Annotated in this window: 10 protein-coding genes and 2 pseudogenes; 6 read left to right on the top strand and 6 right to left on the bottom strand. The window is 52.0% G+C overall.

Going from position 1 to position 13,125, the window contains the following annotated elements:
- Window positions 1-550 precede the first annotated feature (550 nt).
- Window positions 551-1,717 (top strand): plasmid-partitioning protein SopA, encoded by a 1,167-nt coding sequence (gene sopA / locus MRY16398_RS30140; RefSeq protein ID WP_000523812.1) that lies wholly within the window; start codon window positions 551-553, stop codon window positions 1,715-1,717.
- Window positions 1,717-2,688 (top strand): ParB/RepB/Spo0J family plasmid partition protein, encoded by a 972-nt coding sequence (locus tag MRY16398_RS30135; RefSeq protein WP_004206785.1) that lies wholly within the window; start codon window positions 1,717-1,719, stop codon window positions 2,686-2,688. The genes sopA and MRY16398_RS30135 overlap by 1 nt, the downstream gene beginning before the upstream one ends.
- Window positions 2,689-4,013: 1,325 nt before the next feature.
- Here the strand turns inward: MRY16398_RS30135 and MRY16398_RS30120 are convergent.
- The 4 genes from MRY16398_RS30120 to umuD form a co-directional block, all read right to left on the bottom strand.
- A complete protein-coding gene (locus MRY16398_RS30120; RefSeq protein ID WP_047368871.1) occupies window positions 4,014-4,319 on the bottom strand; it encodes a hypothetical protein in 306 nt (101 codons plus the stop codon).
- 53 nt (window positions 4,320-4,372) lie between these two features.
- Entirely contained in the window at window positions 4,373-4,624 is a 252-nt protein-coding gene (locus tag MRY16398_RS30115; protein WP_047368872.1) for a type II toxin-antitoxin system Phd/YefM family antitoxin, read from the bottom strand.
- Between the two features lie 78 nt (window positions 4,625-4,702).
- On the bottom strand, window positions 4,703-5,974 hold the full coding sequence (locus MRY16398_RS30110) for a Y-family DNA polymerase (RefSeq protein ID WP_004206782.1): 1,272 nt from the start codon (window positions 5,972-5,974) through the stop codon (window positions 4,703-4,705).
- Window positions 5,974-6,399, bottom strand: a complete 426-nt coding sequence (gene umuD / locus MRY16398_RS30105; protein ID WP_009309980.1) for a translesion error-prone DNA polymerase V autoproteolytic subunit — start codon at window positions 6,397-6,399, stop codon at window positions 5,974-5,976. The genes MRY16398_RS30110 and umuD overlap by 1 nt, the downstream gene beginning before the upstream one ends.
- Before the next feature lie 402 nt (window positions 6,400-6,801).
- Between umuD and MRY16398_RS30095 the strand changes: the two are divergent.
- The 4 genes and pseudogenes from MRY16398_RS30095 to MRY16398_RS30085 all read left to right on the top strand — a co-directional run.
- A pseudogene (locus MRY16398_RS30095) lies at window positions 6,802-7,749 on the top strand (reverse transcriptase domain-containing protein); the annotation flags it as partial.
- Between the two features lie 64 nt (window positions 7,750-7,813).
- On the top strand, window positions 7,814-8,518 hold the full coding sequence (locus MRY16398_RS30090; protein ID WP_001067858.1) for an IS6-like element IS26 family transposase: 705 nt from the start codon (window positions 7,814-7,816) through the stop codon (window positions 8,516-8,518).
- Between the two features lie 51 nt (window positions 8,519-8,569).
- Window positions 8,570-8,671 (top strand): annotated as a pseudogene (locus tag MRY16398_RS31495) (hypothetical protein); the annotation flags it as partial.
- A gap of 2 nt (window positions 8,672-8,673) precedes the next feature.
- Window positions 8,674-9,933: a glycerate kinase type-2 family protein gene (locus MRY16398_RS30085; RefSeq protein ID WP_047368874.1), complete on the top strand. Its 1,260-nt coding sequence runs from the start codon at window positions 8,674-8,676 to the stop codon at window positions 9,931-9,933.
- 645 nt (window positions 9,934-10,578) lie between these two features.
- Here MRY16398_RS30085 and MRY16398_RS30080 read toward each other — a convergent pair.
- A complete protein-coding gene (locus MRY16398_RS30080) occupies window positions 10,579-11,583 on the bottom strand; it encodes an IS110-like element IS4321 family transposase (protein ID WP_000427623.1) in 1,005 nt (334 codons plus the stop codon).
- Between the two features lie 334 nt (window positions 11,584-11,917).
- Window positions 11,918-12,940, bottom strand: coding sequence for an IS110-like element IS5708 family transposase (locus MRY16398_RS30075; protein WP_000156884.1), 1,023 nt, complete (start codon window positions 12,938-12,940; stop codon window positions 11,918-11,920).
- Between the last annotated feature and the right edge of the window lie 185 nt (window positions 12,941-13,125).

Genomic DNA, 13,125 nt, shown 5'->3' with positions numbered 1-13,125 from the left:
GGATCTCATTATGATCTCCTTGGGATCAATTATTGGATCGAGACCATGAATAACCCAGATACAAGCCCGGAAGCGCCACACCAGATATCCAGAACCCTGGCCTTATTTTCCTGAATACGCTCTGGAAGATTGAGATCTACAGGTACAACAATGAAACATTGACTGCGGTATGCTGAGTCGTCTTTCCTCTTCCTCGACACAGATGCGGTAAGCATCATACCATAGTCAATATATTACATACCGCAGTCAATTTCATTATTACTGGCTGATCCCGAGCCATCTTTAGCAACCCGACGTACGTGCAATCTGTGAATTCTGTGATTTTCCGCTTCCTCGCCGCTTTCTCACTGTGTGAGATCGCTTACTGCGGCGAGCGGCAGTGATTAATATTGCCTGCGGTATGTACTCTTTTGTAATCCCCTGCGTTCTTTCATTACCCAATGTGGTTCACTTTGCACTTTTTCGTGTACTTTGCGATTTTATTGTTGCTTTGCAATGAATTCCAAGATTTAATAAAATAATGCAAAGTGATGATTAAAGGATGTTCAGTATGGGACTCATGGATACACTCAACCAGTGCATAAGTGCTGGTCATGAAATGACGAAAGCAATCGCCATTGCACAGTTTAATGATGACAGTCCGGAAGCCCGGAAAATAACCCGGCGCTGGAGGATTGGTGAAGCGGCAGATTTAGTTGGCGTGTCATCTCAGGCTATCAGGGATGCCGAGAAAGCTGGCCGGCTGCCGCACCCTGATATGGAAACCCGTGGGAGAGTTGAGCAACGCGTTGGTTATACCATCGAACAAATCAATCACATGCGGGATGTATTTGGTACACGACTGCGCCGTGCTGAAGATGCGTTTCCGCCGGTGATTGGCGTTGCAGCTCACAAAGGTGGTGTTTACAAAACCTCAGTATCCGTTCACCTGGCTCAGGATCTTGCTCTGAAAGGACTCCGTGTTCTGCTTGTTGAAGGCAATGACCCACAGGGAACTGCTTCTATGTATCACGGATGGGTGCCCGATCTTCATATTCATGCTGAGGACACTCTCCTGCCCTTTTATCTTGGGGAAAAGGATGACGCCAGCTACGCTATAAAGCCCACCTGCTGGCCTGGCCTTGATATCATCCCGTCCTGTCTGGCACTGCACCGCATTGAAACCGAGCTGATGGGGAAATTTGACGAAGGCAAATTACCTGCTGACCCGCACCTGATGCTCCGTCTGGCCATTGAAACTGTCGCTCATGATTATGACGTGATAGTTATCGACAGCGCACCCAACCTTGGTATCGGTACGATAAATGTTGTATGCGCTGCTGATGTTCTGATTGTCCCTACTCCGGCAGAGCTGTTCGACTACACCTCCGCACTGCAGTTTTTCGATATGCTTCGTGACCTGCTTAAGAACGTGGATCTTAAAGGCTTCGAGCCAGATGTCCGTATTCTGCTTACCAAATACAGTAATAATAATGGCTCGCAGTCCCCGTGGATGGAAGAACAAATTCGGGATGCCTGGGGAAGCATGGTCCTTAAAAATGTTGTGCGCGAAACGGATGAAGTCGGCAAAGGTCAGATCCGTATGAGAACCGTTTTTGAACAGGCTATTGATCAACGTTCTTCAACCGGTGCCTGGCGTAATGCCCTCTCTATCTGGGAGCCTGTTTGCAATGAGATTTTTGATCGTCTGATTAAACCACGCTGGGAGATTAGATAATGAAGCGTGCTCCTGTCATTCCAAGACATACCACACATACTCAATCGACTGAAGATACTTCATCACCGGCGCCGGCCGCGCCGATGGTGGATTCATTAATTGCGCGCGTGGGTGCTATGGCCCGCGGTAATGCAATCTCTCTTCCGGTAAGTGGACGGGAAGTAAAATTTACCCTTGAGGTGCTCCGGGGAGACTCTGTTGAGAGCGCTTCACGCGTATGGTCAGGCAATGAGCGCGATCAGGAACTACTTACCGAAGATGCTCTGGATGATCTCATTCCTTCATTTTTACTGACCGGTCAGCAGACTCCAGCTTTCGGCCGCCGGGTTTCTGATGTCATAGAAATTGCAGACGGCAGCCGTCGCCGTAAAGCCGCAATCCTGACGGAAAGTGATTATCGCGTTCTGGTTGGTGAACTGGACGATGAGCAGATGGCTGCATTGTCCCGACTGGGTAACGATTATCGGCCGACGAGTGCTTATGAACGTGGCCTGCGTTATACAAGCCGGCTGCAGAATGAGTTTGCAGGAAATATTTCTGCGCTTGCCGATGCGGAAAACATTTCACGTAAGATCATTACCCGCTGTATTAATACGGCCAAACTGCCTAAATCCGTTGTTGCCCTGTTTGCACATCCTGGAGAACTGTCTGCCCGGTCAGGTGAAGCCCTTCAGAAGGCTTTTGCAGATAAAGAAGAATTACTGAAGCAGCAGGCTGAGACTCTCCACGATCAGAAGAAAGCGGGACTAATCTTTGAAGCTGAAGAGGTCATTAGTCTTTTAACATCCGTACTGAAACAATCTCCCGCATCAAGAGTTAATCTGAGCTCACGTCATCAGTTTGCTCCAGGGGCAACAGCATTGTATAAGGGCGATAAAATGGTGCTTAACCTGGATAAGTCCCGCATTCCTGCGGAGTGTATAGAGAAAATAGAAGCCATTCTTAAGGAGCTTGAGAAACCAGGAGTCTGATGCGGACACGCATTAGTCTACGGTGATCTCCCTTTACTTCATTTCCTTTCTCACAGGCCAGAAAACATAACTGGCCTGAATATTCTCTCTGGGACCACGGTCCCACCTGCGTCATCTGTCAGCTTATCTGCCTTGGACCACGGTCCCACCTGCATCGCCGGTCAGGTTATCTCCCTGGGACCACGGTCCCACCTGCATCGTCGGTCAGCTTATCTGCCTGGGACCACGGTCCCACCTGCATCGCCGGTCAGGTAATCTGTCTGGGACCACGGTCCCACCTGCGTCATCGGTCAGGTTATCTGACTGGGACCACGGTCCCACCTGCGTCGTCGGTCAGGTTATCTGCCTGGGACCACGGTCCCACCTGCGTCATCGGTCAGCTTATCTGTCTGGGACCACGGTCCCACCTGCGTCATCGGTCAGCTTATCTGTCTGGGACCACGGTCCCACCTGCATCGTCTGTCAGGTTATCTGCCTGGGACCACGGTCTCACCTGCGTCATCGGTCAGGTTATCTGTCTGGGACCACGGTCCCACCTGCGTCGTCGGTCAGGTTATCTGACTGGGACCACGGTCCCACCTGCGTCATCGGTCAGGTTATCTGTCTGGGACCACGGTCCCACCTGCGTCATCGGTCAGGTAATCTGCCTGGGACCACGGTCCCACCTGCGTCATCGGTCAGCTTATCTGCCTGGGACCACGGTCCCACCTGCATCGTCTGTCAGCTTATCTGCCTGGGACCACGGTCCCACCTGCGTCGTCGGTCAGGTAATCTGCCTGGGACCACGGTCCCACCTGCATCGTCGGTCAGGTAATCTGCCTGGGAGCACGGTCCCACCTGCATCGTCGGCACATTATTAGTTTGGGACAACGGTTAAGCAATGCCTGTCACGAACAGGTATTGGCTTGTCGCCAGCAACCTGTTGAGCGGAGTAATCACGCAGCAGGGCGGCTATTACAGGTGATGGTGAAAGCTCTGTTGGGATCTGAACGAAGCATGTTGAGTGAAATTTGCAAAATTTCGCGGGGTGTGCGGCTTAATTTTAAATTTCCGCCAGCATTTTTAAAACCAGCTGCCGCCGCTGCGCGTTGGCCGGTCCTTCGTCCGGCCGGTAACCAGTCCCGGCCGTTCTTACGACCCTGGATGAACATGGTCCCGTCATCAGCGTCTCCAGTGTGATGTCGTTTGTCACGCCGTCCGAGGGGATATCAGGGACACAACATATGGTAGAAAAAGCAGCTGTCTGAGACACAATATATTGATTATCCACAGTAACGGGGGATAACCGTGTGGGTAACATATTGAAAGTCCAACACGTTATCTGATTAACTGACTTTGTAAACGCCGCTGAACCATGAAAAAAATCCGGGGGAATCATCACAGCGCATAAACATACCGTTATGTTTTTGGGTGACGGCAAGGAGGCCCCTGTTATCACCACATACCTTGTCAAAGGTTTCCATTCCTATCCTTATCAGGCTCTTTTCGTTATTTTCGGGAGAGATCCGGAGATGTTTTGTCAGCCAGACAGGATAGGTATCAGCGTTACGCCAGTACTGCAATTCAATCACTGAAGCCATTCCCCAGACAGTGAAGAATAAGAAAACCACACCTGCGATTTTGCTACCCATATTGTTCCTTAACATTGATTTAATACATTCCTTGCTCCTCGCACCGGAGCACATCACAGATACTGATTGAGATCCACTCCACGCAGCGGCTGGTTTTGACGTTCTGTGATCAATTGCACCAGGTCTTTTTCGTCCAGCGCATCGAGCATTTGTTCATACAGAGCCGCGGGCACACAATAAAAAACAGGGCGGTTGCGGTCAATAATCGCGACCGGGTAGCCGCCGCCGGCACTGGCGGTGGCCACCGGATCGTTTTTAAGTTCGCTGACGCTGGCAGTCACATCACACAGAATGATGTTTGTCATGGTTCCCCCCTGAGACAAGTCATCTGTATGATCGGTAAAGTAAGCTCTGGCGGCAAGTCCCTTCTGTCATTTCAACGGTCAGAAACGGGCAACCGGCAGCTCCTTCCAGCGGGTGGTATATGCCGGTGACAGCATCTCCCGTTTCATCTGCCAGTCCGGCGCAATACCCCGTCCGGCAAACCAGACTTTCCCGAGTCCGGAATGATTAATACCGTCGAGCACCTTCATCAGCGCATCGCTGTGCGGCCGTGGCTGCACGTCATCGAACAGATTCAGCTGTGCAACGCCGTTCGGGCTGAAATCATTGAGCATTATCCCCGCTTTTGCGTAGCGGTGGCCATCGAGCCAGATCCTGTCCAGAGACCTGACCGCTGCCGCTATAATGTCCCGGGTGTCACGGGTAGGGGTGTTCAGTTTCTCAGTGGCCACGTTACCGTAGTACGGTTCATTAACCGCAAAAGGGGAGGTTTTGATGAAGATGCTGATATGCCGGCAGTACTGCCGCTCACCTCGCAACTTTTCTGCTGCGCGCTCGGCGTACTGGCAGACGGCCTGGCGCATTTCTTCATAGGTGGTGATCCGCTGCCCGAAGCTGCGACTGCAGACAATCTGCTGTTTCGGCGGCGGCGCTTCCTCCAGTGAAATGCAACTCTCGCCGTTCAGCTCACGTACCGTGCGCTCCAGCACTACGTTGAAGTTTTTGCGGATAAACGCGGGGTTCGTCAGCGACAGCTGCAGGGCGGTGGTGATCCCCATAACGTGCAGCTTTTTCGCTATCCGGTTCCCCACGCCCCATATTTCTTCCACCGGCTGCAGGCTGAGTAATTTTGCCGTCCTGCGTGGATTATCGGGCGACAGCGCCAGCACCCCCCTGAATTGTGGCCATTCCTTTGACGCCCACTGCGCCGATTTGGCCAGTGTTTTTGTGGCGCCGCAGCCGACACCGATCGTCAGTCCGGTTCCACTGAGAACGTGCCCACGCAACTGCCTGCCAAAATCCTCCAGATCCATACATTGGCCAATTCCCCGGGCATCCAGGAAACATTCGTCTATCGAGTATTGTTCGACGCGGGGAGACAGCTCCTCCAGCAGGGCGACCACGCGGTTACTCAGGCTAGCGTAGAGCTCGTAATTGCTGGAAAAAACGTACAGTTTTTCAGGAAACTGCGCCTCTTTGAGCTGGAACCAGGGGGTTCCCATCTTTATACCCAGCCGTTTGGCTTCAGCACTCCGGGCAATAACGCAGCCATCGTTGTTACTGAGAACGACGACCGGTTTTCCGCGCAAATCCGGCCTGAAAACCCTCTCGCAACTGGCGTAGAAGGAGTTGACGTCGGCCAGGGCGAACATCAGTCTGTCCCCCGGGTTTTATGAATGAAGGCCGTCACCACACCGAAAATTTGCAGCGTTTCCGGATCCGGGTACAGGGAAGGGAAGTCCGGGTTCATCGCCTGCAAGGCCGGCCGTGGCGTCAGAAGCAGGCGTTTTACCGTAAATTCACCCTCAATTTCCGCGATAACAATATCCCCGTGCCGCGGCTGTTCTGCTTTATCCACGACCATCAGATCGCCGGAATAGAGGCCAATATCAGTCATTGAGTTGCCAATCGCCCTGACAAAATAGGTGGAGTGGCGCCGGTGAATGCAGTACTCATTCAGATCCAGTTCAGACTCAGTGTAGTCCGCAGCCGGTGACGGAAAACCCGCAGGGCATCGCTCTGTGAACAAAGGAATTTTTACTATGCTGGCTTCTGATACTGCAGGAATGAACTTCATCGTATTTTCCCCTCGCTTGAAACTGTATATATATACAGTGTGCGCCGGGAGACCGGTAAAGATCAAGGGGTGAAAGTCCCCGACCATTGAAGGACCAGCAATCCACAGGGTCCCTGAGTCATGCGTTGTATACCGTGAGGTATGGGGCGAAGCGTTGACAGGGGTGTTGACAGGCCAGCCATTGAGCCACGAAATGTATATTAAATTCCCGGGTGCCGACGTTGTACTGTTTACGGAAGGCAACATCATAGGGTGCGTTACTGCGAGTGCCATATGGACCCGGCGGGGTCTGAGACCCTGGCATGTCAATACGATCTTTACGCGGGAACCGGGAGATCTCCCCTCTGACCATCTGCCAGTGCCGGAGATGGCCCGCACCGGGAAGGCGAGGAGCCGAAGCCGGTGATGTACGGAGAGGAGAAGTCGGACTTGCTCATAGTAGCTGCGAAGCTGGCGAACAATCCGCAAGGAGCGGAGTCAGTGGAGCGAAGGAGCGGGGCCAAGGGAAACGCGGAACAGCCACACATGCGCCGGACGCAGAGCCGGGAAAGTATGTCACAGAGGCTGTCACGCGTGCGGGAAGCTGCGAAGCAGCGGAAGAAAGAACGGTTTACCGCATTGTTCCACCTCCTGACAGCAGAGGCACTGGAGAACGCATTCCTCTCCCTGAGCAGGAAAGCGGCTGCCGGAGTTGATGGTGTCAGGTGGAAGGACTACGCCGAAAACCTGAAGGTCAACATAGCAGATCTGCACCGGAGGCTTCATCAGGGCAGTTACAGGGCTCAGCCCGGCAGGCGGCACTACATCCCGAAAGCGGATGGAAAACAGCGCCCGCTCGGCATCGCCTCACTGGAGGACAAAATCGTCCAGTATGCGCTGGTTAAGATCCTGAATGCAGTCTACGAAAATGACTTTATGGGGTTTTCATACGGGTTCAGACCCGGGCGAAGCCAGCACAATGCGCTGGACGCACTGGCCACAGGGCTGGTTCGGACCAATGTAAACTGGGTACTGGATGCCGATATCAGTCAGTTCTTCGACAAGGTAAGCCATGAATGGCTAATCAGGTTCATAGAACACAGAATCGGCGACCAGAGGGTAATCAGGCTCATACGAAAGTGGCTCACAGCCGGGACCTCAGAGGAAGGAGAATGGCGGGCATCGGAGGAAGGCACCCCACAGGGTGCGGTTATCTCGCCGCTGCTGGCAAACATCTACCTCCACTATGTCTTCGATCTGTGGGCGCATCAGTGGCGACGCCGCCATGCCACAGGCAATGTGGTCATGGTCAGATACGCAGATGACATAGTCATCGGGTTCGACAAGCGAATCGACGCTCAATGCTTTCGTAGGCACTGTTGCAAATAGTCGGTGGTGATAAACTTATCATCCCCTTTTGCTGATGGAGCTGCACATGAACCCATTCAAAGGCCGGCATTTTCAGCGTGACATCATTCTGTGGGCCGTACGCTGGTACTGCAAATACGGCATCAGTTACCGTGAGCTGCAGGAGATGCTGGCTGAACGCGGAGTGAATGTCGATCACTCCACGATTTACCGCTGGGTTCAGCGTTATGCGCCTGAAATGGAAAAACGGCTGCGCTGGTACTGGCGTAACCCTTCCGATCTTTGCCCGTGGCACATGGATGAAACCTACGTGAAGGTCAATGGCCGCTGGGCGTATCTGTACCGGGCCGTCGACAGCCGGGGCCGCACTGTCGATTTTTATCTCTCCTCCCGTCGTAACAGCAAAGCTGCATACCGGTTTCTGGGTAAAATCCTCAACAACGTGAAGAAGTGGCAGATCCCACGATTCATCAACACGGATAAAGCGCCCGCCTATGGTCGCGCGCTTGCTCTGCTCAAACGCGAAGGCCGGTGCCCGTCTGACGTTGAACACCGACAGATTAAGTACCGGAACAACGTGATTGAATGCGATCATGGCAAACTGAAACGGATAATCAACGCCACGCTGGGATTTAAATCCATGAAGACGGCTTACGCCACCATCAAAGGTATTGAGGTGATGCGTGCACTACGCAAAGGCCAGGCCTCAGCATTTTATTATGGTGATCCCCTGGGCGAAATGCGCCTGGTAAGCAGAGTTTTTGAAATGTAAGGCCTTTGAATAAGACAAAAGGCTGCCTCATCGCTAACTTTGCAACAGTGCCTTCTGACGCCGGACATCGGCGGTACGGCAAAAACCGCGGATGTGACCAACGCCGTGGTTGAATTTATCACCTCGAAGGCAACCGTAGCTGAGACGGCATAACGATGAGAAATGAACAGGCCGCAGAGATTCTGCAAAATATCTTTCAGCGTGCTGTTGACAGTGCCCGTCCCGGGCCTGTCATACCCCCGGCACTACCTGAAAAACCGAAAGGTCGTTGTGTAGTGATTGGCGCGGGTAAAGCCTCTGCCGCGATGGCCGCAGCGGTAGACGCGGCCTGGCCGGATGTGGATGTCAGCGGTGTCGTGGTAACTCGCTATGGTCACGCCGTCCCTGCCGGTCGTATTCGTATTCTGGAAGCGGCTCATCCGGTGTCCGATGCCATGAGCGAAATCGCCGCGATGTTGATCGTGGAGTCGTTGCGTGGACTGACCCCGGATGATCTGGTGCTGGCGTTGATTTCCGGTGGTGGTTCGGCGCTGATGGCACTTCCTGCACCGGGGCTGACCCTGGCCGATAAGCAGGCGATTACCCGCGCGTTGTTGCACAGCGGGGCCAATATCAGGGAGATGAATCTGGTGCGCCGCCATCTGTCAGCGGTTAAAGGGGGCAAACTGGCGCTGCTGGCACAACCGGCACGGCTGGTTTCTCTGATTATCAGCGATGTTCCGGGCGACAACCCAACCGACGTGGCGTCAGGTCCAACGGTTGCCGATAACAGTACTCCGGGGGATGCGCTGAAAGTGCTGGAACGCTATGGCATTCCCGTCGCAGAGCCGGTGCGTTATGTGCTGACTCATCCTCAGCAAGGACAACCGCAGCCTGGAGATGCTGAAACTAAACTGATTGCTACCCCGGCATTAGCCCTTGCCGCCGCAGCAGCAGCCGTGCGGCAACATGGCTTAACGCCGTTGATCCTCGGTGATGCTATCGAAGGTGAGAGCCGCCAGGTTGCTGTCGTGATGGCGGGGATTGCCCGATCGGTGAAACAGTATGGTCATCCCGTTAAAGGGCCAGCGGTGTTGCTGTCAGGAGGGGAAACCACCGTCACGGTGACCAATGGCCGCGCAGGTAAAGGCGGGCGTAATACTGAATTTCTGCTCAGTCTGGCCTGTGCCTTACAGGGAGAAGCCGGTATCTGGGCGATTGCCGGAGACACTGACGGTATCGATGGTACGGAAGATGCAGCCGGTGCCATGATCTCACCGGACACACTGACACTCGGGAAACTGAATGGTCTGAATGCCGCCATGTATTTGGATGAACATGACAGCTACAGTTATTTCCACTCCATTGGCGACCTGGTGATAACCGGTCCCACCCTCACCAACGTGAATGATATTCGCGCCATATTAATTGCCTGATTGCCTGACTCTACCCCACAGTTTTCCCGGACATCCGGGAAAACTGTTATTTCTGTAATCACCTTCGTGATTTATTAAATATTTTGAGATCAAAAAAGGCTTTGGTGAATAAATCGAACTTTTTTTGAGTTGAAGGAGCAGAGCACGCATCTGATCCACCGAAACACCATTTTTCAGTAGGTTTCGATTAGTCACTTAAACCTGCCGTCAGAAGAGTCAACTTTAAAGTCCTAAGGAAATAAGCTCCTTGAATTAGGAGGATGTCTAACAGAGGACACTCCCCCTGAAGGTCACCAGGGGGCCAGGCCGTGATGTAAAAACCATTACTAATTGTCCTTTCCTGAAACCCCCTGTCGGACCATCAGTGTAGGGGGCCGCTTGGAAAACGAATCTATGGTCACTCCCGTTTTTGCAACACCGATTTTGACGACAAGTTGGCTTGCTTGAATCTATCCGGCGTCTGAATGGGATTTTATTCCCGCGCCTTGATGAGTTCCGCGCCTGATGAACCTCCAGAAAATATACGGCTTCAATGAGCCTTTCCGTTTTACAGGTTCCTCAACAGGCCGGTGGGCCGTTAGTATCATCAATATCAGTATTCGCAAAACCAGATCAGTAATTCTTTAAACCGGTGTATTTCTGCCGTTATGCTACATAAGTTTGCTGTCGTGCCGTTAGGGCCCAGGCTATTCTGGCCAGCTTGTTTGCCAGAGCACAAGTGACGACAAAGTTGCTTTTCCGGCACAGTAAATCCCTGACCCAATCGGCCAATTTGCCAGACTGGTGTTCCAGTTTTTGTATGAATACCCTGGCACATTGAACCAACAAAGTTCGGATCTTTTTATTACCTCGCTTACTAATTCCCAGCAATGTCGTCCTACCTCCCGTGCTGTACTGCCGAGGTACAAGCCCTGTTGCCGCCGCAAAGTCACGGCTGCTGGCGTACTGCTTCCCGTCGCCAATCTCAGTTGAAATAGTACTCGCTGTCAGTGTTCCGACGCAGGGAATGCTCAGCAAGCGCTGTCCAACCTCATCTTCGTCCAACTTTCGTTTCAACTGGGATTCCAAATCTTTAATCTGCTCAACAAGATAGTGATAATGCTGTTGTAATTTCAGCAATAACTGGCTGAGGTAAAGAGGCAAACTATTATCCTCAAGAATGGTACTCAGTCGGCTAATAACGGCAGCTCCTCGGGGAACGCTAATGCCAAATTCCAGCAGAAAAGCATGCATTTGATTGGTTGTTTTTACCTTATCCTGAACCAGGGATTCACGGACACGATGCAGAGCCCGCATTGCCTGCTGAGATTCCGTTCTGGGCTGCACAAAACGCATAGACGGACGCGATGCAGCTTCACAAATAGCTTCGGCGTCGACAAAGTCGTTTTTATTGCTTTTAACGAACGGGCGGACAAATTGTGGTGATATCAGCTTTGGGGAATGCCCCAACTCTTCCAACTTGCGTGCCATAAAGTGAGAACCGCCACAGGCTTCCATTGCGATGGTTGTAGCGGGGCATGTCGCCAAAAATTCGATCAACTTTGGCCGGGTAAATTTTTTACGGTAAACAGCCTTCCCGCGACGATCCTGGCAATGAATATGGAAAGAGTTTTTACCCAGATCGATACCAATGAGCGCAATGTTTTCCATGATAGTTCTCCGAATGAAAGCCTGTCCTCAGCATAGTACCGGGAAGGAGGGAGTGACCATCTCATTAAATATCCTACTATAAGGGCTTCCCCGAACAGTCAACGCCGGTTTTTAATTTCTGTCTGTTCATCAATGAAAGGCAAGGGATAAGACTGCGCTACTATAAACGGTCATGCTGAATCGCTAGTGATTCGGACCCTGATGAAAGACGCTCGTGAGATCCTCCTTCGTTAATCGGATAGTGATATCCAGTAGGATATGCAGATACTTCTCACGGGGGTCTAACCCTTTACCATCAACAATTTACAGTTCAGTTACTACTCAGTTAAATTTTTCATGTTGTTGAATACAGTCTGAAGTCATCGCCGTAATGTAATGATGCCCAGCACAACCTCGCATTCTTGGCGGCGATTGCAACGACAGCACGCCAGTATCCCCGCCTACCAATCAACGAGCAGACCCAACGGCTAAACGGGTCCGTTCTATTCTCTGCCCCTACCATTACAGAACGGGCTCCCTGGACCAGTAGGGTTCGCAGATAGGCATCACCCGCTTTTGTTATCCTGCCAAGCTTTGATTTTCCGCCACTACTGTATTGTGATGGCGTTAGCCCCAACCAGGCTGCCAGTTGGCGCCCGTTCTTAAAATCATGGGCATTGCCAATACTGGCGACCAGCGCACTCGCTGTGGTGGGCCCAACACCTTTCAGTTCCATTAACTGCTGGCTGCGATGATCTGTTTTGGCCACACGAGATAATACCCTGTCATATTCGGCGATTTTCTCTTCAATATTAGTGACATGTGTCAATAGATCATCAATGCACAGCCTAACCTGTACTGGCAGAGTTTCCTTCTGGTCAGAAACAACATGACGCAGAGCATCAGTGCTTTGTGGGGCAATAACCCCGAATTCAGATATCAGGCCCCGAAGACGGTTATACGTTGCTGTTCTTTCCTGGATAAATCCCTGTCTTGTCCGATGTAAGCATTGCATTGCCTGCTGGCTTTCGTCTTTGACTGGTACAAAGCGCATATGCGGCCGCTGCACTGCCTCACAAATAGCTATTGCATCAGCTGCATCATTTTTCCCGGTCTTACCCGCCATGCGATAGGGTGAGACAAATTTCGGAGCCATCAACCGGACATCATGGCCATACTGCCTGAATAATCTTGCCCAATAGTGGGCACCCGAGCAGGCTTCCATTCCAATGACACAGGGAGGTAAACCTGCGATGAGTTCAGAAAGTGCTGCACGCGACACCTTGGGTTTAACCAGAACAGCTTTACCATTTTGGTCAATGCAGTGAACAGCAAACACATTTTTAGCAAGATCGATACCGACAGTGGTGATGGTCATAACGAATCCCTCTGGGTCAATGTTTATCCTATGATTGCACGAAAGTTAATCAGGCGCATATCTAGGGGAAGTCCCTTCCATTCGTTAAGCCTGTTTTTTGAGCTGGCATGACGGGCAGCTATGAGCGAAGTATAGTCATTCGCCCTATCTCTTTTGTCGCACTTTCAACAAGGGGGTCGCTTGGA

The sequence above is a fragment of the Phytobacter sp. MRY16-398 genome, from assembly GCF_003925915.1.
In the GTDB taxonomy this organism is placed as follows: Bacteria; Pseudomonadota; Gammaproteobacteria; order Enterobacterales; family Enterobacteriaceae; genus Phytobacter; species Phytobacter diazotrophicus.
The sequence above is the reverse complement of the archived record's forward strand: the minus strand, read 5'-3'. Positions and strand labels throughout refer to the sequence as shown.

What these genes read in the sequence shown, in the direction of transcription:
- MRY16398_RS30080 (WP_000427623.1), bottom strand. Translation starts at nt 11,583, where the DNA reads ATGGAAAACATTGCGCTCATTGGTATCGATCTGGGTAAAAACTCTTTC.
- MRY16398_RS30085 (WP_047368874.1), top strand. Translation starts at nt 8,674, where the DNA reads ATGAGAAATGAACAGGCCGCAGAGATTCTGCAAAATATCTTTCAGCGT.
- MRY16398_RS30075 (WP_000156884.1), bottom strand. Translation starts at nt 12,940, where the DNA reads ATGACCATCACCACTGTCGGTATCGATCTTGCTAAAAATGTGTTTGCT.
- MRY16398_RS30110 (WP_004206782.1), bottom strand. Translation starts at nt 5,974, where the DNA reads ATGTTCGCCCTGGCCGACGTCAACTCCTTCTACGCCAGTTGCGAGAGG.
- umuD (WP_009309980.1), bottom strand. Translation starts at nt 6,399, where the DNA reads ATGAAGTTCATTCCTGCAGTATCAGAAGCCAGCATAGTAAAAATTCCT.
- MRY16398_RS30135 (WP_004206785.1), top strand. Translation starts at nt 1,717, where the DNA reads ATGAAGCGTGCTCCTGTCATTCCAAGACATACCACACATACTCAATCG.
- MRY16398_RS30115 (WP_047368872.1), bottom strand. Translation starts at nt 4,624, where the DNA reads ATGACAAACATCATTCTGTGTGATGTGACTGCCAGCGTCAGCGAACTT.
- sopA (WP_000523812.1), top strand. Translation starts at nt 551, where the DNA reads ATGGGACTCATGGATACACTCAACCAGTGCATAAGTGCTGGTCATGAA.
- MRY16398_RS30090 (WP_001067858.1), top strand. Translation starts at nt 7,814, where the DNA reads ATGAACCCATTCAAAGGCCGGCATTTTCAGCGTGACATCATTCTGTGG.
- MRY16398_RS30120 (WP_047368871.1), bottom strand. Translation starts at nt 4,319, where the DNA reads ATGGGTAGCAAAATCGCAGGTGTGGTTTTCTTATTCTTCACTGTCTGG.